Origin of the sequence: Mesorhizobium muleiense, from assembly GCF_900099905.1 — a bacterium.
In the GTDB taxonomy this organism is placed as follows: Bacteria; Pseudomonadota; Alphaproteobacteria; order Rhizobiales; family Rhizobiaceae; genus Mesorhizobium; species Mesorhizobium muleiense.
The window spans coordinates 174173-197945 of sequence record NZ_FNEE01000010.1 but is presented as its reverse complement, the minus strand read 5'-3'; the positions used below and the strand labels follow the sequence as shown (position 1 = coordinate 197945).

The 23773-nt window shown below is 61.2% G+C and carries 23 protein-coding genes and 1 pseudogene; 18 read left to right on the top strand and 6 right to left on the bottom strand.

Features of this window, described 5'->3' with window-relative positions; translation table 11 throughout:
* Positions 1-901 precede the first annotated feature (901 nt).
* From BLT09_RS19185 to BLT09_RS19175, 3 genes are all read right to left on the bottom strand, one after another.
* Entirely contained in the window at positions 902-1258 is a 357-nt protein-coding gene (locus BLT09_RS19185; RefSeq protein ID WP_091595639.1) for a hypothetical protein, read from the bottom strand.
* Between the two features lie 532 nt (positions 1259-1790).
* Positions 1791-2495 carry a hypothetical protein gene (locus tag BLT09_RS19180; protein WP_139172629.1) on the bottom strand — a complete coding sequence of 235 codons (705 nt, stop codon included), beginning with the start codon at positions 2493-2495 and terminating at the stop codon, positions 1791-1793.
* 364 nt (positions 2496-2859) lie between these two features.
* Positions 2860-3756, bottom strand: a complete 897-nt coding sequence (locus BLT09_RS19175; protein ID WP_091595634.1) for an ATP-dependent DNA ligase — start codon at positions 3754-3756, stop codon at positions 2860-2862.
* 70 nt (positions 3757-3826) lie between these two features.
* Between BLT09_RS19175 and BLT09_RS19170 the strand changes: the two genes are divergently transcribed.
* A complete protein-coding gene (locus tag BLT09_RS19170) occupies positions 3827-4015 on the top strand; it encodes a DUF3606 domain-containing protein (protein ID WP_091595632.1) in 189 nt (62 codons plus the stop codon).
* Between the two features lie 61 nt (positions 4016-4076).
* Here BLT09_RS19170 and BLT09_RS19165 read toward each other — a convergent pair whose 3' ends face one another.
* Both BLT09_RS19165 and BLT09_RS19160 read right to left on the bottom strand, forming a co-directional pair.
* On the bottom strand, positions 4077-4484 hold the full coding sequence (locus BLT09_RS19165; protein ID WP_091595630.1) for a hypothetical protein: 408 nt from the start codon (positions 4482-4484) through the stop codon (positions 4077-4079).
* 227 nt (positions 4485-4711) lie between these two features.
* Positions 4712-5602, bottom strand: coding sequence for a LysR family transcriptional regulator (locus BLT09_RS19160; protein WP_091595628.1), 891 nt, complete (start codon positions 5600-5602; stop codon positions 4712-4714).
* Positions 5603-5740: 138 nt separating this feature from the next.
* Between BLT09_RS19160 and BLT09_RS19155 the strand changes: the two genes are divergently transcribed.
* From BLT09_RS19155 to BLT09_RS19090, 13 genes are all read left to right on the top strand, one after another.
* Positions 5741-6466: an SDR family oxidoreductase gene (locus BLT09_RS19155; RefSeq protein WP_091595695.1), complete on the top strand. Its 726-nt coding sequence runs from the start codon at positions 5741-5743 to the stop codon at positions 6464-6466.
* Positions 6467-6551: 85 nt separating this feature from the next.
* Positions 6552-6824 carry an Atu4866 domain-containing protein gene (locus BLT09_RS19150; protein WP_236473445.1) on the top strand — a complete coding sequence of 91 codons (273 nt, stop codon included), beginning with the start codon at positions 6552-6554 and terminating at the stop codon, positions 6822-6824.
* Positions 6825-6910: 86 nt separating this feature from the next.
* The gene (locus BLT09_RS19145) at positions 6911-7672 is read left to right on the top strand and encodes an NYN domain-containing protein (protein WP_091595693.1); all 762 of its coding nucleotides are present in this window, start codon (positions 6911-6913) and stop codon (positions 7670-7672) included.
* 530 nt (positions 7673-8202) lie between these two features.
* Entirely contained in the window at positions 8203-8463 is a 261-nt protein-coding gene (locus BLT09_RS19135; RefSeq protein ID WP_167366476.1) for a DUF982 domain-containing protein, read from the top strand.
* A gap of 325 nt (positions 8464-8788) precedes the next feature.
* Positions 8789-8977, top strand: a complete 189-nt coding sequence (locus tag BLT09_RS19130; RefSeq protein WP_023797481.1) for a DUF3606 domain-containing protein — start codon at positions 8789-8791, stop codon at positions 8975-8977.
* Positions 8977-9159, top strand: a complete 183-nt coding sequence (locus tag BLT09_RS19125; protein WP_036262205.1) for a hypothetical protein — start codon at positions 8977-8979, stop codon at positions 9157-9159. Before BLT09_RS19130 ends, BLT09_RS19125 begins: the two co-directional genes overlap by 1 nt.
* 518 nt (positions 9160-9677) lie before the next feature.
* Positions 9678-9767, top strand: coding sequence for a K(+)-transporting ATPase subunit F (locus BLT09_RS19120; RefSeq protein ID WP_091595620.1), 90 nt, complete (start codon positions 9678-9680; stop codon positions 9765-9767).
* A 33-nt stretch (positions 9768-9800) separates the two neighbouring features.
* On the top strand, positions 9801-11504 hold the full coding sequence (gene kdpA, locus BLT09_RS19115; protein ID WP_091595618.1) for a potassium-transporting ATPase subunit KdpA: 1704 nt from the start codon (positions 9801-9803) through the stop codon (positions 11502-11504).
* A 24-nt stretch (positions 11505-11528) separates the two neighbouring features.
* Positions 11529-11753 (top strand): hypothetical protein, encoded by a 225-nt coding sequence (locus tag BLT09_RS19110; RefSeq protein WP_091595616.1) that lies wholly within the window; start codon positions 11529-11531, stop codon positions 11751-11753.
* Positions 11750-13843, top strand: coding sequence for a potassium-transporting ATPase subunit KdpB (gene kdpB, locus BLT09_RS19105; protein WP_091595614.1), 2094 nt, complete (start codon positions 11750-11752; stop codon positions 13841-13843). Before BLT09_RS19110 ends, kdpB begins: the two co-directional genes overlap by 4 nt.
* A gap of 12 nt (positions 13844-13855) precedes the next feature.
* Positions 13856-14425 (top strand): potassium-transporting ATPase subunit KdpC, encoded by a 570-nt coding sequence (gene kdpC, locus BLT09_RS19100; protein WP_091595612.1) that lies wholly within the window; start codon positions 13856-13858, stop codon positions 14423-14425.
* 69 nt (positions 14426-14494) lie between these two features.
* Positions 14495-17209 carry a sensor histidine kinase gene (locus BLT09_RS19095; RefSeq protein ID WP_091595610.1) on the top strand — a complete coding sequence of 905 codons (2715 nt, stop codon included), beginning with the start codon at positions 14495-14497 and terminating at the stop codon, positions 17207-17209.
* Positions 17206-17898: a response regulator transcription factor gene (locus tag BLT09_RS19090; RefSeq protein WP_091595608.1), complete on the top strand. Its 693-nt coding sequence runs from the start codon at positions 17206-17208 to the stop codon at positions 17896-17898. Before BLT09_RS19095 ends, BLT09_RS19090 begins: the two co-directional genes overlap by 4 nt.
* 56 nt (positions 17899-17954) lie before the next feature.
* Here the strand turns inward: BLT09_RS19090 and BLT09_RS34960 are convergent.
* Positions 17955-18263 (bottom strand): annotated as a pseudogene (locus BLT09_RS34960) (IS5/IS1182 family transposase); the annotation flags it as partial.
* Between the two features lie 230 nt (positions 18264-18493).
* On the opposite strand from BLT09_RS34960, the gene BLT09_RS19085 reads away from it, so the two are divergent.
* The 4 genes from BLT09_RS19085 (at position 18494) to BLT09_RS19070 (ending at position 23661) form a co-directional block, all read left to right on the top strand.
* Positions 18494-19732 carry a CAP domain-containing protein gene (locus BLT09_RS19085; RefSeq protein ID WP_091595606.1) on the top strand — a complete coding sequence of 413 codons (1239 nt, stop codon included), beginning with the start codon at positions 18494-18496 and terminating at the stop codon, positions 19730-19732.
* A 78-nt stretch (positions 19733-19810) separates the two neighbouring features.
* Complete coding sequence (locus BLT09_RS19080; RefSeq protein WP_236473442.1) at positions 19811-21571, top strand: type I secretion system permease/ATPase; 1761 nt, start codon at positions 19811-19813, stop codon at positions 21569-21571.
* Positions 21568-23022: an HlyD family type I secretion periplasmic adaptor subunit gene (locus BLT09_RS19075; protein WP_091595604.1), complete on the top strand. Its 1455-nt coding sequence runs from the start codon at positions 21568-21570 to the stop codon at positions 23020-23022. Before BLT09_RS19080 ends, BLT09_RS19075 begins: the two co-directional genes overlap by 4 nt.
* A 342-nt stretch (positions 23023-23364) precedes the next feature.
* Positions 23365-23661 (top strand): hypothetical protein, encoded by a 297-nt coding sequence (locus BLT09_RS19070; RefSeq protein WP_167366475.1) that lies wholly within the window; start codon positions 23365-23367, stop codon positions 23659-23661.
* Positions 23662-23773: the final 112 nt, after the last annotated feature.

The window sequence follows — 23773 nt, the reverse complement described above, 5'->3', positions numbered from 1 at the left end:
CATGCATTGACTCGCAAAACCGCGATTTCAATTAGCATGCGCTTAATTAGTTCCAATTTTAACGAATCGTTGACCGCGCTGTCCCAGAATAGGACGGCGCGGTCAAAACCCCAACCCGGGATTGCGCAGGCGGCTCCGGCAATCCAGCTCCCCCGCCTCACTGTCGGAGCCGCTTCCACACTCCTCTAGAATTACCAGCAACGGTTGAATCAACTGTTACCGCACTTGCTTTCCAGTGCGCTTCCCAGTCGTTAAACTTTGATGGATCAGGGCTCTCGCCTTCACGGTTTGACGCTGAGACACCCATCAGCAGCGGTGTGGCTTCTAGCCGCAAGCAATTGCTTGAAGCAGTTCCCGACACCACATGATGTTCCATAGCCAGCCAAGCGAGATGAACTCGCCCGACCCAGTCGCTGCCCTCCACGGTGGAAACCAGACTATTGGATCATGGCGATGACGTACGGCCAACCTTTAGGAATCAGAAAGACATCATGCCAGAAAATACCAGACTGCCAACGAGTGACGTCCCCCTCATCAAGCTGGGCAGTTGTCAATGCCGCTTCCCGGTTCGCGAAGATCGGTCAGTGCCCGGCGGTCACCGCTTTTGTGCTGGGCCAACTTCGCCTGACCGCGTGTACTGCGATCACCACCACAGCATCGTGACCGCCGTCGAGCCTCGTCGAGCCCGTTCGGGTTTCCACCTCGCTCAACGACGCGCCGCGTAAATAGATACCGGGCGGCTGCACCTCGTACCGGTCTCAAGGGCTCGATGTGATGCTCTCCCACGTGTACGGGCACCCACATCGTCGGGCCGAGCAGTCCAAGAGAGCCGCAGAACCATCCGCTTTCCATTGAACTCGCTGGAGCCATCGAATTGCGGTGGCTGCCGGTGACAACGGTATCAGCCACGCATCATCGAGTGCAGGATGGCCTGCATGTGCTCTTCCAGGTCAAGTTCGCCCCGTGCCTCAGTGGCTAACAGGTACTCGGCCTTGGCTCGGCGGTCGCCTCGACTGATCGCAGGAAAGGAGCAGATGGCCAGCAATGCTTCCTCTTCAATCCGGTCTGCCCTCTTGCGGTCGTGGCTGCTGCTGCCCACTCGATGAACAACCCTGTGGAGCGCGACATAGGCCGCCTCATGGGCTCCAATCAGCGCCTGCAATTCGCGCGAGGCACCTTCCCCTTCAGCAAACGTCGGTTCAACGACCGAGGCTACGGCGGTGAACGCAAGAAGTGTACGGCGGGTGATTTCGGGCATGCCTCATATCCTTGCAGTCTGATCATGCAGGAACACCATAGCACCGAAACAACAGTTCGGAGAGGCGCTATGGAATGGGGCAGCGTTGTCTGCTGACAAAAATGTATCCGTTCCCGCAGTTGCTTGCCTCGCCTACTGCTGGCCGGTTGGGCCCGTCCTGTCGCCGTTTGGATTTGGTGCCGGAGCCTCGCGCACGTCTCGTGGCGGCGGGTCCACATGTTCAGGCTCCGGCGATGCTTCCTTGTCGGGACGACGGACAGGTGTCTTCTTCGGGGCGGGCTTCGGTGGCGGGTCTTTGATCTTGTTTGGCATATCCAGTTAACCGGATCGCCAAGCTCTGGTTCCCGTGTGCCCATCAAAAGGCCCCGCCACCGTGAGGCAGCGGGCAACGGGTTGCGGGAACAGAAGAAGACAAAAAGGTGCACGTCACCGTAGAAAACCTTCGAGTCCCGGCGGCGGCTGAAAGGAAAGTCGGGCACGGCTCAGATCAGCTGCTTCAGCCGGGAAGGCAGCAAGGTCGCTTCGAGGAAGCTTACCTAAGAAAATCCGGCAGCGTTATCTTGTGTCCATTCCGGTCGAATTCCGAAGCAAAGCTGTAGGACCTGGAGAACTCGAAGCTGACCTTGTCGTAGAGGCCAGGCTTGTTGGAATAATCCTGCAACTCTTTAAACAGGATTTTCTGCTCGAAAGGCCAAGCCGATCCATCGGCCACGCTGCGCACCTCGCCGCAACCGACCTCGATGTCGACGACAGTCTTTCTCGATTGGGCGTCCCCCAGAAAATGAAGCTGAACGTGACCGTCGGCGCGTTTGGTGTGCCCGTAGCTGTTCAGCTTGAAAACCTCCACAAGATACTCGACTGTTTTATCCGCAATCCTTCTATTATTTCGGTAGTATATTTTGGTGTGCCTTACCCGCTGGATCAAATATTCCCTCTTGCACCGTGGTGCCGAGATTGAATTGTAGAATATCAGGTAGTGTACTGCTCTGTTGGCTCCAGATTCCTTCCGAAATCCTTTCGCATAGTAATCATCCAGGAATTGGTCTATCTCGACGCCAGCTTTCGCTGCGAGCGCCTTTTCCTCACGGTACACCTTGTTTTTGCTGTAGGTTTTTGGATCGTCCAAGGCTCCCGACTGCCTGGTGTCGCCTTCCATCCCTCGGCGCAATGTGACCTGCTCCAGGATGATCTCCGATGCCGATAAAGGTACCGAAAAGAGCACAATGCCCAGAGACAACAGATACCTCATACTTCACGCACCTCAGGGATAGCATGAGCCACGGCAGACAGTTGAACCGGGACATTGCGGCCAATTCGCGGCCTGGTTGCCGCCCAGCCGGGCATGTCCGTAGCGGGCTCAATCGTCGCACAATACAGCGGTGGGCACGCCCATTGCCGAGCGCCCCACACAGATCCGACGAGCCCAATCAAGGCAAGGGGCATACAGCTCCTGCTTCGGCTGATTGACGGCGAAGCGCTGGTGCGGCCAAGGATGAAGGTTTGGGCAGCCAGTCGTTGGCCAGCCGCGTGAACCAGGTCACGACGTCGTTCTGGCTGCGGCGCCGAAGCGCCCGTCGCTCAAAGGGGGCAGACAAAGCGCACTAGCTCTCGTCACCGAAACCCAGCAGCGACGCATTGCGTATGTGGCTGTGGTCGCCGCGAAGATGCCTGATGCGCAGCTTCACCCCGGGCCTGAGCCATTGTGTCCCCGGCCGTTTCTTCATCGCCTCTGGCGGCGGCCCGGCGTGCTCCCGAACCCGCTTGAACAGCCGCTCCTTCATGTCGCGGCCCAGGCTGATCAGGGCGGAACCGACATATTTCCCGGTGCCGGGCTGTGCCAAAAGGGCGAAGGCTGCCTCGCCGGGCTGGCGCTCGACGCCCAGCAGTTCGAATTCATCGACCGTGAAGCTCTTGGTCGTCAGCCAGTTCGAGGTCAGGCCGCTGCGATATTTGCTGTGGGCGCGCTTCGAGACAATTCCCTCAAGCTCGACCTCCTCGACGAGGTGGAAGAGCGACTGCGCGTCACCAGGCAGGGCCTCGCTGAACCGAATCCGGCTGTGCGGCTTGATGATACCGCTGAGAATTTCGCGGCGCGCCTTGCAGCCGACGTCGCGCAGATCATGGCCGTTCAGGTGCAGAATGTCGAATGCGCACAGGTACATGCCGTAGGGATTGTCGTGGACGGCGTTCTGGAGCGCGTTGAAGTCGGGCATGCCGGCCTTGTCGGTGACGACCGCCTCGCCGTCGATGATGGCGTTCTTGACCTCAAGCTCACCCGCGGCTTCCACGATCCCCAGATATTGACGCGTCCAGTCCTTACCGGTTTCGGTATAGACGCGGATATCCTCGGGGCCGTTGATAATGATCTGGGCGCGGTAGCCATCCAGCTTGATCTCATGAATCCAGTTGTCACCCTCGGGCGGCATGGCCACCAGCTTGGGCTCCATCGGGGGAATGAACTCTAGCCGGCCGGTGCCGGCATCTGCCCGCCTGCGCATGGAACCCAGTCTAGGTCATCGGCGTATATTAGCCATAGTGAATATGATAAAACTCTAAAGGACGTGCGATATGGCAGACGACAAAAACAAACGCGACTTTCGCGACCGCAACAAGATATCGGCGGACGATGATTATGAGGTGAACTTTTTCGCTCTGCAGAACAACATCACGCCGGAGCAGGTGCGCGAGCTGATCCGCAAGCACGGCAACGATCGGGCAACCCTGACCGCTGCCGCGAAGGCATTGCCGGCACAATGATGACCAAACTCTCAGAGGTGCCGCGAGCCTTTTTGTTGGCTCAGCAATATCCTGACATCGTTTAGCGTGGAACCGCAGGCATTCCCGAGACTGAGCGCGCCGTTTCGGCGGAGAAAACCACGAAGGCAAAGATGAGCACGCTGGCAGCGACGATCATCGAGCCGGTGGCGACGATCGGCTCAAGCGCCGGATTTCCATGCAGCATCAAGTAGAGGGCCGGCAACATCACCACCAGGCCAAAATTATAGACGCCATAATGGACCATTGCGATAGTGCGGGCGGCTTTTGTCGGGTTCAGGGCGTAGTACCCACCGAATATTGCACTTGTTACCCATCCCAGGAGATTGATGTGTGCGTGAGCCGGGTAGGCGCCGTGATTGCCTGAAATTGCCATTTGCAGGCCGGCTGCAATTCCCAGAATAAGAAAGACGATCGCTGTCTTGAAAAAGAGTTCCGAGATTTTCGGCATGTCATGTCCTCCCAAGCCGTTGCAGGCGGCCCGGCAGCCTGTTGGGGGTGACCGGCTGGCCACCGGGCCTAACCGGCTTGCGCCGGCTGATGAAAACATGCGCTCACACTAATATAAATGCAACATCGAGATACCGGGTGCGCACAGCGGAGTTTGACGATCTGGACTCCCGTCCCAAAGCGGGCGGCCGGAAAGCGATTTCGGTTCAATCGTCCGCGTGGAAAACGCTAGCCAGGACGCCGCAGGTATTCGACAAGCGCGCGCAGCTTCGGCGCGACGTTGCGACGGCTCGGATAATAAAGGTAGAAGCCGGCAAAGCGCGGGCAAAAATCCTCGAGAACCGGCACCAGTTCGCCCCGAGCGATCCACGGGCGAAAGCTTTCCTCCATGCCGAAAGTGATGCCGGCTCCGGCAATGGCGAGCTTTATCATCAACGCCATGTCGTTGGTCGTGATCGCCGGCGCGACCGCGACGCTGAACTCCTTGCCGTCCTCGACGAATTCCCAGCGATAGGGCGCGACCTTCGGGGCGCGACGCCAGCCAATGCAGCGATGGCCCGCGAGTTCCTGCGGATGCGACGGCTCGCCAAACCGATCACGATAGGCCGGCGCGCAGGCGGCCAGCTGCCGCTCGTCACCGGCGACAGGCACCGCGATCATGTCCTGCTCGATCACCTCGCCGAGCCTGACGCCGGCATCGTATCCCTCGGCGACGATATCGAATTCCTCGTCCGTCACCGTGATGTCCATCCGGACCTCCGGATTGGCTTCGGCAAAGGTCGCCAGGAACGGCCCTGAAAGAAAGCGCTCGGCGATCGACGAGACGGCGAGCCGCAACTGCCCGCGCGGACGCTCGCGCAGGTCCCCGGTGCTCTCCATTGCGGCGCGCATGTCGGCGATGGCGGGCGCTATCTCGGCGTAGAGGCGTTCGCCAGCCTCGGTCAGGCTGACGCTTCGCGTCGTGCGCTGGACCAGCGCGATACCGAGCGTCTCTTCCAGCCGCTTCATCGTCTGGCTCACCGCCGAGCGGGTGACGCCCATTCGGTCCGCAGCCGCGCGAAAGCTCCGCTCCTCGGCGACGAGGGCGAAGACGGCAAGCGCATTGAGATCCGGCTGCATTGGTTAGCTGTGCTTTCGACGCTGTAAACGAATGGTCGTCTTATCGCTACAGTGAAACAGATCCATCTTCGTGGCAACCGCTGCATGGCGGTTCAAGGATCAACCAGACGGAGACCGAACATGTCCCTCAACCCAAACTTGTCCCCCAACAAAGTCGTGCTCATCACCGGGGCTTCGAGCGGCATTGGCGCCGCCATCGGCCGGGAGCTCGGTGCCGCAGGAGCAAAGGTCATGCTCGGTGCGCGCCGCACCGGTCGGCTGGACGCCCTCGCAGAAGAGATCAGGGCAAAGGGCGGGGAGGCACTGACACGCCGCCTGGACGTGACCGACCGCGCCGATGTCGCCGCCTTTGCCGAAGCGGCGCGCCAGGCCTGGGGGCGCGTCGATGTGATCGTCAACAATGCCGGCGTCATGCCGTTGTCGCTCATGGCCTCGATGAAGGTCGATGAATGGGACCGAATGGTCGACGTCAACATCAAGGGCGTGCTCTACGGCATCGCGGCGGTGCTGCCGCAGATGACGGCCCGAGGCTCCGGCCATGTCGTCAACATCGCCTCCATCGGCGCGCTTTCGGTATCGCCCACAGCCGCTGTCTATTGCGCAAGCAAATACGCGGTCCGCGCCATCTCCGATGGCTTGCGGCAGGAGCACGACAACATCCGCGTCACCTGCATTCATCCCGGCGTGGTCGAGAGCGAGCTCGCCGACACGATCACCGATCCGATCGCAGTGGAAGCGATGAAGACCTATCGCGCCATTGCGCTGCAGCCCGACGCGATCGGCCGTGCCGTGCGCTTTGCCATCGAACAGCCGGACGATGTCGACGTGAACGAGATCGTCATCCGGCCGACAGCCAGCAAGTAGTCCGATGAAACAGATTTCCATCCTTGCCGCTGCCGTGCTTGTTGCCGGCGCGGCCGACTTATCCGCACAGAAAGGCTTCGCCCAAATGAATATCGCGCAAAATCCCGTTACCCCAGCTTCGGCAAGCCACTCCTATGTCGGGATGTGGGTCACGGCGGATGGCCATATCCGCCACAACTTGCTTCCAAATGGTCGCTATGACGAAGCGCGCGGGAACCGTGACAGCGCATACCAGGGGCGCTATGAGATCCGGGGAAATCACATCGACTACTGGGACGACACCGGCTTTACCGCTGACGGAACGTTCATCGACGGCGTGCTGCACCACGCCGGCATGATCTTGTATCGGGAGAAGTAGATGACGTTCGTATTTCGATAAAAAGGTTTCGCATGGCGCCGCTGCACCATATGTCTCTGGTGCGCAGCCAAAAACAGGGGCTCACCTTGCCAACCGAACCACGTTCTCCACGTCTTGCAGTGCTGATCGACGCGGACAATACCTCGGCCAAGATTGCCGACGGTTTGTTCGAGGAAATCGCGAAGATCGGCGAGGCAAGCGTCCGTCGCATCTACGGCGATTTCTCCAGCACCCGCTCAAAGGCATGGGCGGATGTGCTGTCGAAGCATGCGATCATCCCGCAGCAGCAATTCGCCTACACCACCGGCAAGAACGCATCCGACATCACGCTCGTCATCGACGCCATGGACCTTCTCCACAGCGGGCGGTTCGAAGGCTTCTGCCTGGTGTCGTCCGACAGCGATTTCACCCGCCTTGCCGCTCGCATCAGGGAGCACGGGATCGACGTTTATGGGTTTGGCGAGCAGAAGACGCCGGAGAGTTTCCGGCAGGCTTGCCGCCGGTTCGTATACACCGAGAACCTGCTGCCGACTGCGCCAGCCAACGCCAACGATGCGGCGCCGACGAAGTCCCTGCAGCCGCCCAGCGCCGCGACGCCGATCATCACCAGGGTCATTTCACAGATGGGAACCGAGGACGGCTGGGTGCCGCTCGGCATTGTCGGCAATCAGCTCGCCAATCTGGCATCGGACTTCGATCCCAGGACCTTCGGCTTTCGCAAGCTGAGCGATCTCGTGCGCAAGACCAATGCCTTTGAGATCGATCATCCCGAGGGCGGAGCGATGCGTATAAGGGTCAAGCCAGCTGCGAAGGGCAGAGAGAAATCGAGGTCGGCAGCATCGCGCTGAGCCCTGCAAAAAGCTAGCTGCCCCAGTCCAATCGGTGTCCGATCGGCCTCTGGTCGGACCACAATTTCGCTGGCGAAAACCACCATTCGGCGTATTATTCTCGTGGCAGAGAGTTCATGGCGGAGGAGGCCAATGGGCATCGTTTCGAGAGCGCCTGTCGTTGACTTGCCGGCCCATGAACTTGTTTCATCAGCGCTTTCAAAATTCCGCGCCGGCGACACCATATCGACCAGAGCCGCAATAGACACCATCCGCCGGGCAGGCCCAGCTTGTACGGACAGCGACGACCAACTGGTCGAGCTTATCGTCATGACCGCAATTGGCAGGACCATGGGGATCGTGTTCGACCATCGGTGCCGCTGATGCACATCGCCCGGCCCGCAATTGGCTTGCGCACTGTCTAAAATGAGACTGGCGACATAAGCCACTCCGTAACCATGAATTGTGATCGGGATGGATCGCGCCATTCGCTGTCGGAACGAATAACTCCGCTGCGCCGTTGCTGTCCTTGGAGTCGAGGAGTGGCGGCAATGCGTGATGAACAATTCGACGTTCCGGTGACGATCGAGAGCGAACGCACCGGACGCCGGCTTTCTGTGACGAGGACGGTCCAGGCGGCCTCGCTTCTGGTCGACAAATGGCCAGACGAAAAGCGCGGGCCGAAATATCGCGCGGCCTTGAAAGCCATGATGGATGCGATGGAGCAGCGGCGGGCGGTTGGCACTGCGCGGCGGGCATTCACGGCGGCCGCCAAGGAAGCCCATGTGTTTGTGCGCGAAGGCCGGCATTAAAGCGCGTCACGTCTGAAGAGGCGCGATGCGACGTGCTTTTGGTTCTTGTTTTTAGGGATGTCGTTGCCCAAGCCATGTCGTTGTCCCAAAACCGCTGCGCACTTTTGGGCGACATGCATTAAGGAACCTCACGAAATCTCCGCCGTTATGCTCCAGGTCCAAGAGACTGTTTCGAAAGTCGCTCCGGCGAGTCATATGGTGGTGGTTTCGAGAACCGGAGCGCAGCGGACGTTCGGGTCCGTGAGCACCGGAAGCGCAGAAAACGCCATCAGATGGCCGCCGGAGTAGACTTTCCAAACAGCCTCTAAGTGAGGAGAGAACTGCCATGCCAGACGACAAGACCAAGACCGACAACCGCGATCGCTCACAAGTAGCCGGCGACGAAGACTATGAGGTGAGGCATCTCGCCGAGGAAGCCGGCATCACTCCCGACCAGGCTCGCACGCTGATCAAGCGCCACGGCACCGACCGCAAGGTGCTGAACGAAATCGCCAAGAGCATAAAGGCATTGTGATGGCTGACAAACGGACCGCAATGGCCGATCGGAAGAAACGCGAACCGGACGACAAGGAGGCCCTGCGCCTGGCCGAGACCACCGACGTTTCGCCCAACCAGGCGAAGGATCTGATGCGCAAGCACGGCAAGGACAGCGCCAAGGTCGAGAAGGAAGCCAAGAACTTCAAGGCCGAAGGCTGAGCAGCCGATTTGGCGGAGCGCGTCCGCCCTCGACTTCCCGCATCAGCTTCGCACCCGCCAGCCATTCGCACGCCGGACGACAGCCGCATTCCGTTCTTCGATGAACTGGGCGGGAAGCGGGCGTATGCGGACGACCATGCCGTGATCTATACGCGAAATCGCTGATTTTCGGCGGCTTCGCCCCGCCGCACGGCTTGTCTTCGAGCGCCGCGCTGAGAGCCGCGACGGCAAATCCTTTATAGGATTCTTATTTCTTTCCTCTTCGCCACGTCTCGAACCTTTATGGGGTTTGGATGCATATTCCGTCGGGAAGGACACATCTCGGTCGCCATTATCATAGCGACAGAGTGTCTTCACATGACTTCAACGCTGCCCGGCTGCAGGCAAGCCAGTGCAAAAACGAAAATAAGGAACAGCTCCGATGGACATCATCGTTCTCGGGATAGGGTTTTTGTTTTTCGCCCTGTTCTTCGCCTTCGTCAAAGCCTGCGACAGTCTTTAGGCGGAAGGACCACAACATGCTTGTCGACTATATCCTCGGTGGCGCTGTGACACTGTTCCTTCTCGCCTACCTGACATACGCCCTCATTCGCCCAGAACGTTTCTAACGGCAACTGGCGCAGGCACGGAAGGCTATTTCGATGACTTTCAACGGATGGATGCAGATCCTCGTCTATTGCGGGATCGTCGTTCTGCTGGTGAAGCCGCTCGGCGGCTACATGTATCGCGTTTTCAGCGGCGACCGCACATTCCTCTCGCCGATTTTGGCTCCTGTCGAGCGCAGCCTTTATCGCATCTCGGGGACCAGCGAGCGTGAGGAGCAGCACTGGACCACCTATGCGGCGGCCTTGCTGTTCTTCAACCTCGCCGGCTTCCTGGTGCTCTACGCCCTGCAACGGCTGCAAGGCAGCCTGCCTTACAATCCGGCCGGCATGAGCTCCGTCGAACCCGGGCTCGCCTTCAACACCGCCGCCAGCTTCATGACCAACACCAACTGGCAGAACTACGGCGGTGAAAGCACGATGTCCTATCTCGTGCAGATGGCCGGCCTCACCGTGCAGAACTTCCTGTCCGCAGCGACCGGCATCGCCATCGCAATCGCGCTGATCCGCGGCTTCACCAAGGCTTCCGGCAAATCGATCGGCAATTTCTGGGTCGATATGACCCGGTGCACCCTTTACCTGCTGTTGCCGCTCTGCATGGTGCTGACGCTGGTCTATGTCTATCTCGGCATGCCGCAGACGCTCAGCGCCTATCTCGACGCCACAACCCTGGACGGCGCGCGGCAGACGATCGCGGTCGGGCCGGTTGCCTCGCAGGTCGCCATCAAGATGCTCGGCACCAATGGTGGCGGCTTCTTCAACGCCAATGCCGCGCATCCCTTCGAAAATCCCGATGCGATCTCGAATCTGATCCAGATGATTTCGATCTTCGCCATCGGTGCGGCGCTAACCAACGTCTTCGGCCGCATGAACGGCGACCAGCGCCAGGGTTGGGCGATCTTGACTGCAATGGGCGTCCTGTTCATCGCCGGCGTTGCCGTCTGCTACTGGGCGGAAGCATCAGGCAATCCGCTGGTGCATGCGCTGGGCATCGACGGCGGCAACATGGAAGGCAAGGAAACGCGCTTCGGCATCGCTTTGTCGGCGCTGTTTGCGGTGATCACCACCGCCGCGTCCTGCGGCGCCGTCAACGCCATGCATGACAGTTTCACAGCGCTTGGCGGCATGATCCCGATCATCAACATGCAGCTCGGCGAGGTCATTGTCGGCGGTGTCGGCGCCGGTCTCTACGGCATCCTGATGTATATCGTGATCGCCGTCTTCGTCGCCGGACTGATGGTCGGACGCACGCCCGAATACCTCGGCAAGAAGATCGAGGCCAAGGAGGTCAAGATGGCGATGCTCGCCATTCTCTGCCTGCCGCTGGCGATGCTGATCTTCACCGCCATCGCGGTGGTGCTGCCGACCAGCGTCGCTTCGATGGCCAATGCCGGCCCGCACGGCTTCTCCGAAGTTCTCTATGCCTACACCTCGGCTGCCGCCAACAACGGCTCGGCCTTTGGCGGCCTGACCGGCAACACGCCCTGGTACAACGTCACGCTTGCCATCGGCATGCTGATGGGCCGCTTCCTGGTCATCATCCCGGCTCTGGCGATCGCCGGCTCGCTGGTCGCCAAGAAGACGGTGCCCGCCTCCGCCGGCACCTTTCCGACCGACGGGCCGCTGTTCGTCGGGCTGCTGGTCGGCGTCATTCTGATCGTCGGCGGCCTCACCTTCTTCCCGGCGCTGGCAGTCGGACCGATCGTGGAGCACCTGGCCGGCATCCACGGGCAGACTTTCTGAACCGTCCCACCTTGGATCAATGTCATGTCCTGGCTCAAATCCATACGTCGCAAGATTCGGCATCGAGACGAGCGGAAAGGGGCAACCCCGCCTCCTTTCCCGACCCCGCCGCCTTTTCCGACCTTGTCCACGTTCTTCGGCATTGCGACAGTCATGATCGTGGTCTGGCTGCTGGCCTCCGGGCTGCCGCATCTGCTTTCGGCAGATGATCGACCGGTCAACAACATCGATACTGGAGCCACCAAATGAGCCAGCCCAAATCCGCTGTCATCATGGATGCCCGTATCCTGCTGCCCGCCGTCGACGGCGCCTTCAGGAAACTCAACCCGCGCACCTTGATGCGCAATCCGGTGATGTTCGTCGTCGCCGTCGTCTCGGCGCTCACCTCAGTCCTGTTCGTCAAGGATCTCGTCACCGGCGGCGGCGATCTCGGCTTCTCGCTGCAGATCATCATCTGGCTGTGGTTCACCGTGCTTTTCGCCAATTTCGCCGAAGCGGTCGCCGAAGGCCGAGGCAAGGCCCAGGCCGATTCGCTGCGCAAGGCTCGCACCGAGAGCCAGGCCAAGCTGCTGAGCGGCGACGACCGCACCAGGTTCAAGCTGGTGCCCGGCACCAGCCTGAAGGTCGGCGACGTGGTGCTCGTCGAGGCCGGCGACATCATTCCATCGGACGGCGAGGTGATCGAAGGCGTCGCTTCGGTCAACGAGGCGGCGATCACCGGCGAATCCGCTCCGGTGATCCGTGAATCCGGCGGCGACCGTTCGGCGGTGACCGGCGGCACGCAGGTTCTGTCCGACTGGATCCGCGTGCGCATCACCGCGGCCTCCGGCCATACGTTCCTCGACCGCATGATCTCGCTGGTCGAAGGCGCTGCGCGCCAGAAGACGCCCAACGAGATCGCGCTCAACATCCTGCTCGTCGGCATGACGCTGATCTTCGTGCTGGCGACGGCAACGATCCCGAGTTTCGCCGCCTATTCGGGCGGCACCATTTCGGTGACCGTCCTCGTCGCCCTGTTCGTCACCTTGATCCCGACGACGATCGGCGCGCTGCTTTCGGCCATCGGCATCGCCGGCATGGATCGCCTGGTGCGGTTCAACGTGCTGGCGATGTCGGGCCGCGCGGTCGAGGCGGCGGGTGACGTCGACACGCTGCTGCTCGACAAGACCGGCACGATCACGCTCGGCAATCGCCAGGCGACGGCATTCCGCCCGGTCAAGGGCATCACCGAGCAGGAGTTGGTCGACGCGGCGCAGTTGGCCTCGCTTGCCGACGAAACGCCGGAAGGCCGCTCGATCGTCGTGCTGGCGAAGGAGAAATACGCCATCCGTGCCCGCGACATGGCAGCACTGCATGCCGCTTTCGTGCCCTTCACCGCGCAAACCCGCATGAGCGGCGTCGACATCGATGGCTCTTCGGTTCGCAAGGGCGCGGTCGATTCTGTGCTCGCGTTCGTCAATCAGTCGACGGTCGCTACGCATGGCACGCGCCCCGGCAGCGACGTCGTCCGCGATCTGCAGGCGATCGCCGACGACGTCGCCAAATCCGGCGGCACGCCGCTGGCGGTCGAGCGCGACGGACGCCTGCTCGGCGTCGTCCATCTCAAGGACATCGTCAAGGGCGGCATCAGGGAGCGCTTCGCCGAACTGCGCAAGATGGGGATCCGCACGGTGATGATCACCGGCGACAACCCGATGACGGCGGCGGCGATCGCGGCGGAGGCCGGCGTCGACGATTTCCTTGCCCAGGCGACGCCCGAGGACAAGCTGAAGCTCATCCGCGACGAACAGGCCAAGGGCAAGCTCGTCGCCATGTGCGGCGACGGCACCAACGATGCGCCCGCCCTTGCGCAGGCCGATGTCGGCGTCGCCATGAACACCGGAACGGTCGCCGCGCGCGAAGCAGGCAATATGGTCGACCTCGATAGCGATCCGACCAAGCTGATCGAGATCGTGGAAATCGGCAAGGCGCTGCTGATGACGCGCGGCTCGCTGACGACCTTCTCCATCGCCAACGACGTGGCCAAGTATTTTGCCATCATCCCGGCCATATTCGCCGTCTTCTACATTGCGCCGGGGCAGACGTCAGGCCCGCTGCAGGCGCTCAACGTCATGCATCTGGCAACGCCGCAGAGCGCCATTCTCTCGGCCATCATCTTCAACGCACTGATCATCGTCGCGCTGATCCCGCTGTCGCTAAGAGGCGTCAGATATCGCGCCGTCGGCGCCGGCGCGCTGCTCGGCCGCAACCTTCTTGTCTACGGCCTCGGCGGCCTCGTCGCCCCCTTCGTCGGCATCAAGGCGATCGACATGGCCATCACCGCGCTAGGCCTCGCATAGGGAATCAAGTCCATGCTCAAGCAAATCAGACCCGCGATCACCATGATCGTTTTCTTCACCATCCTGACCGGCCTGATCTATCCGATCGGCATGACCGGCATCGCCCAGGCCTTGTTCCCGCGCCAGGCCAATGGCAGCCTGATCGAGAGGGACGGCAAGCTCGTCGGCTCCGAGCTGATCGGCCAGGCTTTTGCCAGCGAGCGCTATTTTCATGGCCGGCCGTCGGCTGCCGGCGACGGCTACGACGCCGCCGCTTCAAGCGGCTCGAATCTCGGGCCGACCAACGCCAAGCTGATCGACCGCGTCAAGAGCGATGCCGACAGGCTGAAAGGGGAAAATCCGAACCAGAAGGTGCCGATCGATCTGGTCACGACTTCAGGCAGCGGCCTCGATCCGCATATCAGCCCCGAGGCCGCCTATTTCCAGGTCGCCAGGGTGGCCAGGGCCAGGGGCGTCGATGAAGCCAGGGTCAAATCCCTTGTCGACAGCCACGTCGAGGACCGCGAACTCGGTTTGATGGGAGAGCCTGTGGTCAATGTGCTGGCGCTCAACCTGGCGCTGGACGAGGCCACCAGGCAATGAATGGTGGGAAGCAATGAGTGGTGGGCTGGGGATCGACACCATCCCCGGCGCCATTCATGATCGATTGTGATGCCGGACGACAGAAGCAACGAAACCAGACCCTCACCCGACGCCCTGCTTGACCGTGCGGAGCGGGAGGGACGCGGTCGTCTGCGGATTTTTCTGGGTGCAGCACCCGGTGTCGGCAAGACCTATGAAATGCTGATGTCGGGCCGTGCAAGATTGGCCGACGGGGTGGACGTGGTGATCGGCGTCGTCGAGACGCACGGCCGCAAGGAAACCCAGGTGCTGGTCGACGGCTATGAGGTGATTCCGCGTCGTCGGGTCGACTACAAGGGGCGCGCCCTCGAGGAAATGGACCTCGATGCCATCCTTGCCCGGCGGCCGGCGCTGGTCCTCGTCGACGAGCTTGCCCATACCAACGCGCCGGGCAGCCGCCATCCCAAGCGCTATCTCGACGTTCAGGAAATCCTGACGCACGGCATCGACGTCTACACCACGCTCAACATCCAGCATGTCGAAAGCCTGAACGATGTCGTGGCGCAGATCACGCGCGTCAGGGTGCGCGAGACGGTTCCAGACTCCATCATCGATCAGGCCGACGACATCGAGATCATCGATCTCACGCCCGACGACCTGATCAAGCGACTCGAGGAAGGCAAGGTCTACATCCCCAGCACCGCCCGGCGCGCGATCGAGAATTATTTCTCGCCGGGCAATCTGACGGCGCTCAGGGAACTTGCGCTGCGCCGCACTGCCCAGCGCGTCGACGAGCAGTTGCTGACCCACATGCAGGCCCACGCCATACCCGGACCCTGGGCGGCGGGGGAAAGGGTTCTCGTCTGCGTCGACGCGCGTCCGGGCGGGGCGGCCCGCGTCCGCTATGCGCGGAGATTGGCCGACCGGCTCCGCGCCCCCTGGACGGCGCTTCACGTCGATACCCCTCGTTCAGCCGCCACGTCCGAGGAGGCCAAGGATCGGCTGGCGACGCTGCTGCGCCTTGCCGAGCAACTCGGCGCCGAGGTAACGACCATTCCAGGTCAGAACGTCGCGCAGGACATCGTTCGCCATGCGACCGCGAACAACTTCACCCATATCGTGATCGGCAGGCCGACCCGATCGCGCTGGCGGGAATTGATCGAAGGCTCGCTCACTTATGATCTCATCCGCCATGCCGGCGACATCAGCGTCCATGTCATTTCGGGAAACGAACGCAACGCCGAGGCGACGTCGAGGACCGTCAAGACGGCGGACGAGCAGTGGCAATTCGAGATCTGGCCCTATCTCAAGGCCACGGCCTACGTTGTAGGCTCGCTCGCCTTCGCCGTCCTTCTCCACCAGTTTCTCGACGTCCGCAATCTGGCGATCATCTTTCTCATCGGGGTTCTGACATCGGCGGTGACCGGGGGTCTCTGGCCGGCTTTGTATGCCTGCGTCATCAGCGCCATTGCCTTCAACTATTTCTTCCTGGAACCACGTTACACGCTGACGATCCAGGATCCGGAGAGCATCGTGGCGCTGGCTGCCTTCCTGGTTGTTGCGGTCATTGCCAGCAATCTGACAGTGCGCGTGCAGCGACAGGCGGTCGCTGCCCGCTCGCGGGCACGCGCCACGGAAGATATCTATCTCTTCTCGAAGAAGCTCGCCGGCGCCGGCACGCTTGACGACGTGCTCTGGGCGACTGCCTTCCAGATAGCTTCGATGCTGAAGTTGCGCGTGGTGCTGCTGCTGCCGGAAAACGGCACGATCACCGTCAAGGCCGGATACCCACCCGACGACACGCTGGCCGAGGCCGACATCGCGGCCGCCCGTTGGGCCTGGGAGCACGATCGTCCCGCGGGCCGCGGCGCCGACACGCTTCCCGGAGCAAGACGCCTGTATCTGCCGTTGCGGACCGGGCGCACCGCTGTCGGCGTCGTCGGCCTCGACAACGACAAGCAAGGTCCGCTGTTGACGCCCGAGCAGCAGCGCCTGCTCGACGCGCTCGCCGACCAGGCGGCAGTCGCCATCGAACGCATCCAGCTTGTTGCCGACGTCGACCGGGCCAAGCTCGAGGCCGAGGCGGACCGCCTGCGGTCGGCGCTGCTGACCTCGATTTCCCATGACCTGAAGACGCCGCTTGCCGCCATCATGGGCGCCGCCGGCACATTGCGGGAATTTGCACCGGCGCTTCCCGAAACGGACCGGGCGGACCTGCTGTCGACCGTGCTCGACGAATCGGAACGGCTGAACCGCTTCATCGCCAATCTGCTTGACATGACCAAGATCGAATCCGGTGCGATGGAGCCGAACTACGCGTTCCACTATGTCGGCGACATTGTTGGCACCGCCTTGCATCGAGCCAGAAAAATCATTGGCGAACACAAGACCGAAGTCGACATTCCCACGGATCTGCCGATGCTGAGGGTCGACCCTGTCCTGTTCGAGCAAGCGCTGTTCAATCTCCTCGACAATGCCGCTAAATTTGCGCCGCCTGGTTCGACGATCCGCCTGCAGGGCTGGGCCGACAATGGTTCCGTCATCCTGCAGATCATGGACGAGGGGCCAGGCATTCCGCCGGCGGATCTGGAGCGCATTTTCGACACGTTCCACCGGGTGCGCAAGGGCGATCAGGTCCGTGCCGGCACCGGGCTTGGGCTCTCGATCTGCCGTGGCTTCATCGAGGCGATGGGCGGGACGATTTCGGCGGCCAACAGGACCGACCGCCCGGGTGCGGTTTTTACCATCAGAATGCCGGTAGCGGCAGACCAACATGTAGACCCCGACATGGATGACCTGCCATGACGAATCTGGACGTCAGCATATTGGTCGTCGATGACGAACCGCCGATCCGCAAGCTGCTCCGCGTTGGCCTTGGCAGCCAGGGCTATGCGATCAGCGAGGCGCCGAACGCCAGGACGGCGATCGAACTCGTGGAGACGGAAAAGCCCGACCTGATCCTGCTCGATCTCGGCCTGCCCGGCATGGGCGGCCACGAATTGCTGCGCAAATGGCGGGACGACGGCCTGGATGTTCCGGTCGTCATCCTTTCCAGCCGCACCGACGAGGCCGGCATCGTCTCGGCACTTGATCTCGGCGCCGACGACTATATCACCAAGCCGTTCGGCATGAACGAGCTTGTCGCGCGCATCCGGGTGGCGCTCCGCCACAAGTTCCAGCAGCAAGGTGAGAAGCCGGTCTTTAACACCGGCGATCTCACGGTCGATCTGGTGAAGCGCATCGTCATGATCGAGGACAGGGAGATAAAGCTCTCGCCGAAGGAGTACGACATCCTGCGCATCCTCGTGCAGCACGCCGGCAAGGTTCTCACCCACCAGTTTCTTTTGAAGCAGGTCTGGGGCGATTCGACCGACGTGCAGTATCTCAGGGTCTATGTGCGGCAGCTCAGGCAAAAGATCGAGAAAACGCCCGACCAGCCGCGCTACATCACCACCGAAACCGGCGTCGGATACCGCCTGCGCGAAGTCGACTGAAGCGAGGGCCGCGGGCGAGCCCGTCTAACCCCGCTGCGGGGCTGGCGTCCTACCATCAGCCGCCTGTTGCGGCTGATCCAGCGCTCCACAACCAAGCGTCCCGCTTGCACGGCGAAGCCGACTTGATCAGCTTTTCCTTTAACAATCTTGACAGCGATCGAGATGGCTTCGGCCACACGGGTCCCTGATGTCTAGGATCGGCGATTAACCATCGGTTGATGGGAGAGGTCGACGCGAGGCGTTCGGAACCGGACCGGGCGCCGTCCCGATCTGGATGCCGGCGGCATGCGGGGTAAAGGACGAGAGCCCGACCTCTTGCCGGCGGCATAGCCGCGGCCGCCATTCTCGCAACTCGTCACGGCCTGGCGCGCACGTCGCGCATCGCGAGAACGCGCATAATTGAATGTCACACTTGCTGGTTGCATTACAATATGAAATTTTGTGTTATCGCATCCCCACAAATTCTCTTTAACAAAATCATGGTTAACAGCTGCTTGCCGCAGGTTAGCCACAGTCGGCTTTTACCAAGCGTGATTGGGGAAATTCTACAACTTGGCGGGACCGTCCAAAAACGAAACAGTGGAGCGACGACCTAATGCCGCAACATAGCGCACAAGAACAATATCTACTTGAACTTATCAACGCGGAGAGGGCTAAGGCCGGCGTGCAGCCGCTGGCCTTTGACAATGATCTCAGCGAGTCGGCTGAGGGGCACAGCAGATGGATGCTTGCAACCGACACCTTTTCTCACACGGGGTCGGGAGGCTCCTCGCCCACCCAGCGCATGAAGGCGGCTGGCTACACCCTCGCCGGCTCCTGGGCGACAGGGGAGAACATCGCGTGGGCTACGACCAGGTCACCGACAGGCTATAATGACGAGATTCTACTCCTGCACAACAACCTGATGAACTCCCCGGGTCATCGTGCCAACATCCTCAACGGCAACTTCCGCGAGGTAGGGCTTGGATTCGAGGTTGGCGATTACCGGGGGCGCTCCAGCGGTTTCGTGACGGAGAATTTCGGCAAGACCGGATCAGACCTGTTCCTGACCGGTGTGGCGATCGACGACAAGGACGGGGACAGGTTCTACGATCCCGGTGAAGGTCTATCCGGTCTCACCATCACGGCAAAGAGTTCGACGGGCACGACGTTTACGGCGAAGACCACGGGCGCCGGCGGCTACGACCTCGCCCTCAAGCCGGGCACCTACACAGTAACCTTCTCGGGGGCGGGCATCGAAGCTTCGACGCGCACCGTCTCTGTCGGGAGCAAGAACGTCAAACTCGATCTCGTCGATCCGAAGCAGGGATCCGTCGCTGCCGTTCAGGATGAACCTGCGGCTTCCGATCCGGCGCCGCAGCAGGCCCCGACGCCAACCGCGCCAGCTGAACCGGCCCCGACAACGCCGCCGGCTTCTGGGCAGCCGGTTTCTGGCCAGCCGGACTCTGGCCAGCCGGTTTCTGGCTCCCAGTGGCTTGCAAACTTCTTCGGCAAACAGGGCGCAAACTTCCGGTCTGAGCAGACCCTGGCCGAACATGAGGAAGCCGAAGCAACGCCTGGCACGGCTAAGGAGAGTGGCGCACAGGTGGCGCTTGAGGGCGATAACATCGTGTTTCCACAACTCGGGAACGCTCGGGGCCAACTCGACGACGCTATCGAGCAGGTCCGGGACGCTGTATCGACCGCGCTAGCAAATGCGGGCAATCCGAGACCGGCTTTTGATTGGGCAGAGTATGCACATACGCAAGCGGGCGATGCCGACGCGCTGGCTGCGAAACTCATCGAGCAACTGTCTGCGCATAACAACAGCGTGATCGCCGATCAGGCCGCGTAGCCAATGCCGGACGATGCGGGCCTGCAGTTATGGGCCCGCATCGCCTGCTGACGCATGCGGTTGATCGAGGGGACATCAATGTCACAATCTGGTTCAGAGAAGCTCCGCCCGCCGAGGGCGAAGTCCGAATTGGCTGCCTGCCTGGCGCATTTCCGGCGCGCCTTTTTGGCGGTGGCGGGTTTCAGCGGCCTTATCAACGTGCTGATGTTGTCCGGCTCGGTGTTTATGCTGCAGGTCTACGACAGGGTCCTGCCCAGCCGTAGCGTGCCGACGCTGGTGGCTCTGGTCCTGCTGATTTCGATTCTATATGTTTTTCAAAGTGCACTCGACGCGATCCGCGGCCGGGTGCTGGCGCGTATCGGCAGCGGACTCGACGAGCGCCTGAGTGAGCGGACCTACCGCGTGATGTCGCAATTGCCCTTGGCCAGAGGCCGTTCGGGCGAGGGCATGCAGCCGGTGCGCGATCTCGATCAAATCGGCGGTTTCCTGGCCAGCGGTGGTCCCGCCACTCTTTTCGACCTGCCGTGGATGCCGCTTTATCTCGCGCTCTGTTTTGCCTTCCATCCTTGGCTCGGCCTGGCTGCGCTGATTGGGGCGATCCTGCTTTTGGCATTGACCGTGCTCACGGAGAAAACGGTCCGCCGTCCAGCAACCGAAATGTCTGGATATGCCGGAGCGCGCAGCAATATCGCACTGGCAAGCATCCGCAATGCCGAGGTGCTCGAAGCGATGGGCATGAGATCCACTATGGCCTCGCGCTGGGCGGAAGCAAACGGCAAATACAGGCAGGCGCAGATGCGCGCCAGCGATGTCACGGGTTCATTCGGCGCGCTTTCCCGCGGCTTTAGGATGCTGCTGCAATCAGTCGTTCTCGCGATCGGAGCGTATTTGGTGATCGGCCAGGAAGCCACGCCTGGCATCATCATCGCAAGCTCTATTCTCACCGCGCGAGCGCTGGCGCCGGTCGAACTCGCAATTGCGCACTGGAAGAACTTTCTTGCCGCCAGACAAGGCTGGCACCGGCTGAACGAACTTTTCACGCAGTTCCCTGCCACAGAGGATCGCTTGCAGCTGCCGCCGCCGCGGACACAACTCTCGGTTGAAGAGGTCAGCGTCGTTCCGCCAGGCGAACGCCGTTTTGTCGTACAGGATGTTGCGTTTTCGCTGAGTGCCGGCTCCGCGCTCGGTGTCATCGGTCCGAGTGCATCGGGTAAATCGTCGCTGGCGCGGGCGCTCGTCGGCGTCTGGCCGGCAGCGCGCGGCAAAATCCGCCTAGACGGCGCCGCCATCGAACAGTGGCCGGCAGAGGCACTGGGGCGACATATCGGCTACCTGCCGCAAGATGTCGAACTTTTCGCAGGCACCATTGCTCAAAACATTGCCCGCTTTGATCCTTCTCCGGATCCGGCAACCATTATCGCGGCGGCCAAGACCGCGGGCATGCACGAAATGATCCTGCGCTTGCCTCGCGGATATCAGACCGAGATCGGCGAGGGCGGCGCATCGCTTTCAGCAGGACAGCGGCAGCGCATCGGACTGGCCCGCGCGCTTTATGGTGATCCTTTCCTCGTTGTTTTGGATGAACCGAACTCGAATCTGGACGCTGGAGGCGAGCAGGCTTTGACCCAGGCGATCCTTGCAGTCAAACAGCGGCACGGCGTGGTTGTCGTAATCGCCCATCGTCCAAGCGCCCTGGCGGCAGTGGACCTTTTACTTGTTCTCGACTCCGGCCGTCAGCACGCATTTGGGGCGAGGGATCTGGTCGTCCGGGGCACGACGCGGAGTGCTTCCGTGGGAACGCTTCAAGCAGTTGCCCCGGAGGAAAAGGCATCAGGATGACGTTATTTCATGATCGATCGTTCTTTGGCGCGCGTAACGGCGTGAGGGGGATGATTCCGCATATTCGTGCCGGAGCGAGCCATCTGGCCGGCGTCAAGGGCAAAATCGGCGGGCTGCTGTTCGTTCGGGCTAACCTCCCTACCGATGTGCGATCGCAGCCGACGCAGAACGACTTATCCCTTCGCCGGTATATGCTTCTTGGCGCCGCAACCGTGGCGCTGCTTGTCGGCGGCCTTGGTGCATGGGCCGCAACGACGGAATTGTCAGGCGCCGTCATCGCTACCGGCCATATCGCAGTGGAATCCAACGTCAAGGCGGTTCAGCATCCAAGCGGCGGCGTTGTGGGTGAGATCAACGTGCGCAACGGCGATGAAGTCAGAGCAGGCGATATTTTGCTCCGTCTCGACGACACGCTTACACGCGCCAATCTCGCCGTCATAACCAATACCCTGGACGAACTCTCGGCGCGGGAGGCACGCCTCACAGCGGAGCGTGAGGGTGCCGAGGCGATCGCCTTTTCCGAGGATCTCACCAGCCGCTCCTCTGTTGGACATGTGGCGCGTGTGATGGGCGGGGAGCAGAAACTTTTCGCTTTGCGCCGGGGAGCTTACCGTGCCCAAATCGAGCAACGCAGGCAACGGGTGAGCCAGCTCAAGGAGGAGATAGCGGGCCTCGAGGCACAAAGGGCGGCCAAGGAGCACGAGATTGCGTTGGTCCGCGACGAGATCAAGGGCGTCAGGGGCCTTTGGGAAAAGAAACTCGTCCAGCGGTCGCGACTCCTGGACCTGGAGCGGGGCGAGGCTCAGATCGAGGGAGGGCGCGGCCAACTCGTCGCTGCGATAGCCGAAGCGAACGGCAGAATCAGCGAAACAGAAATGGCCATCATCCAGATCCAGCAGGATTGGCGCAGCGAGGTCGCGAAAGAATTACGCGAAACGGAGGCGCGAACCACAGAATTGGCAGAGCGAAAGATCGCCGCGGAGGAATTGCTTAGACAGACCGATATTCGTTCACCCCAGAACGGACGGGTGCATCAGCTTGCGATCCATACGGTCGGCGGTGTCGTCACGACCGGCGAGCCAATTATGATGATTGTCCCGACCGCTGACGAATTGACTGTGGACGCACGCATCGCGCCTCAAGACATCGATCAGGTCCAGCCCGGCCAGCTTGTCCATCTGCGGCTGTCGGCGTTCAGCCAGCAGGTCACGCCGGAAATCGAAGGACATGTAGCAACGGTTTCTCCCGACCTCGTCGAAGACGAGCGGAACGGACTATCCTACTACAGCGTGCGGATCAGGCTTGACGAAGGCAAGCTTGGCTCGTTGGATCCGGAAAGCCTCAAGCCAGGTATGCCGGTGGAGGCGTTCATGCGCACGACCGATCGCACCGTCATCTCGTTTCTGATGAAGCCATTGACCGACCAGATCAGCCGCGCATTCCGCGAATAGTCGCGCGGCTGGCCTATCGCCGTGCCGTGGCCACGGCTCCGGGGAACGCGGCCCGCCCGTGCCGCGATTTTCAACTGTGCGATGTTGCGGTTCAAATTATCCAATCCAGGCCTGAAAGGCATGGAACCGCAGGATGCTCTCCAGCTTCTTGTCGTCGGCCTCGTATTGGTGCCCTTTGCCAGCACACATCGGTCGACGGGCTTTGCGCCCTGACTGGCTAGTCAGCCAATTCCGCTCCGGCGTGGGGTTTTAATCCATGGCATCATCAGACAAACGCCCTATATAATCGCAAGGTTCTGTTTCGTGCGGGCCCAAGGTTCTGTTTCGTAAAGGAATGGATGGATGTCGCCGCTTCGCCTTTCGACGATCTTGATGTCGGCAACCCTAGCAACAGCGATGCTGTCGAGCGCGGCTGTCTCCGCGCAGAACGTCGCTCCCGCCAATCGCAATACCGTGGTCCTGCAAGGCGAATTGCAGATGCTGGAGAACAGGCTGCGACGGCAGCAATTTCAGCAGCAGCAACAGCAGTTCCGTGCCCAGGATCGCGTGGTCGTGCCGCAACGGCCAGATGTGCCGCAGATGGCGCCTACTTGCCAGTTGCGGCGATCGGGCAGCCGCTTCATCAGCGTGTGCCGCTGATGGCCCGGCGTTTTCATTTATTTTAGCTGATATGCTTGAACGCCGCTCTACTTAAAGTAGCATCAAAGGCGGTTTTGATTTCGCAACGTGCCTTTGCGCTTGGGCACTGCCC

Bases quoted from the DNA above. Each gene is read 5' to 3' on its own strand.
- BLT09_RS19175 (WP_091595634.1), bottom strand. From the start codon at position 3,756: ATGCGCAGGCGGGCAGATGCCGGCACCGGCCGGCTAGAGTTCATTCCC.
- BLT09_RS19090 (WP_091595608.1), top strand. From the start codon at position 17,206: ATGACGAATCTGGACGTCAGCATATTGGTCGTCGATGACGAACCGCCG.
- kdpB (WP_091595614.1), top strand. From the start codon at position 11,750: ATGAGCCAGCCCAAATCCGCTGTCATCATGGATGCCCGTATCCTGCTG.
- BLT09_RS19150 (WP_236473445.1), top strand. From the start codon at position 6,552: ATGAATATCGCGCAAAATCCCGTTACCCCAGCTTCGGCAAGCCACTCC.
- BLT09_RS19135 (WP_167366476.1), top strand. From the start codon at position 8,203: ATGCGTGATGAACAATTCGACGTTCCGGTGACGATCGAGAGCGAACGC.
- BLT09_RS19125 (WP_036262205.1), top strand. From the start codon at position 8,977: ATGGCTGACAAACGGACCGCAATGGCCGATCGGAAGAAACGCGAACCG.
- kdpC (WP_091595612.1), top strand. From the start codon at position 13,856: ATGCTCAAGCAAATCAGACCCGCGATCACCATGATCGTTTTCTTCACC.
- BLT09_RS19110 (WP_091595616.1), top strand. From the start codon at position 11,529: ATGTCCTGGCTCAAATCCATACGTCGCAAGATTCGGCATCGAGACGAG.
- BLT09_RS19120 (WP_091595620.1), top strand. From the start codon at position 9,678: ATGCTTGTCGACTATATCCTCGGTGGCGCTGTGACACTGTTCCTTCTC.
- BLT09_RS19165 (WP_091595630.1), bottom strand. From the start codon at position 4,484: ATGCCGAAAATCTCGGAACTCTTTTTCAAGACAGCGATCGTCTTTCTT.
- BLT09_RS19170 (WP_091595632.1), top strand. From the start codon at position 3,827: ATGGCAGACGACAAAAACAAACGCGACTTTCGCGACCGCAACAAGATA.
- BLT09_RS19130 (WP_023797481.1), top strand. From the start codon at position 8,789: ATGCCAGACGACAAGACCAAGACCGACAACCGCGATCGCTCACAAGTA.
- kdpA (WP_091595618.1), top strand. From the start codon at position 9,801: ATGACTTTCAACGGATGGATGCAGATCCTCGTCTATTGCGGGATCGTC.
- BLT09_RS19070 (WP_167366475.1), top strand. From the start codon at position 23,365: ATGTCGCCGCTTCGCCTTTCGACGATCTTGATGTCGGCAACCCTAGCA.
- BLT09_RS19085 (WP_091595606.1), top strand. From the start codon at position 18,494: ATGCCGCAACATAGCGCACAAGAACAATATCTACTTGAACTTATCAAC.
- BLT09_RS19075 (WP_091595604.1), top strand. From the start codon at position 21,568: ATGACGTTATTTCATGATCGATCGTTCTTTGGCGCGCGTAACGGCGTG.
- BLT09_RS19095 (WP_091595610.1), top strand. From the start codon at position 14,495: ATGCCGGACGACAGAAGCAACGAAACCAGACCCTCACCCGACGCCCTG.
- BLT09_RS19160 (WP_091595628.1), bottom strand. From the start codon at position 5,602: ATGCAGCCGGATCTCAATGCGCTTGCCGTCTTCGCCCTCGTCGCCGAG.
- BLT09_RS19185 (WP_091595639.1), bottom strand. From the start codon at position 1,258: ATGCCCGAAATCACCCGCCGTACACTTCTTGCGTTCACCGCCGTAGCC.
- BLT09_RS19080 (WP_236473442.1), top strand. From the start codon at position 19,811: ATGTCACAATCTGGTTCAGAGAAGCTCCGCCCGCCGAGGGCGAAGTCC.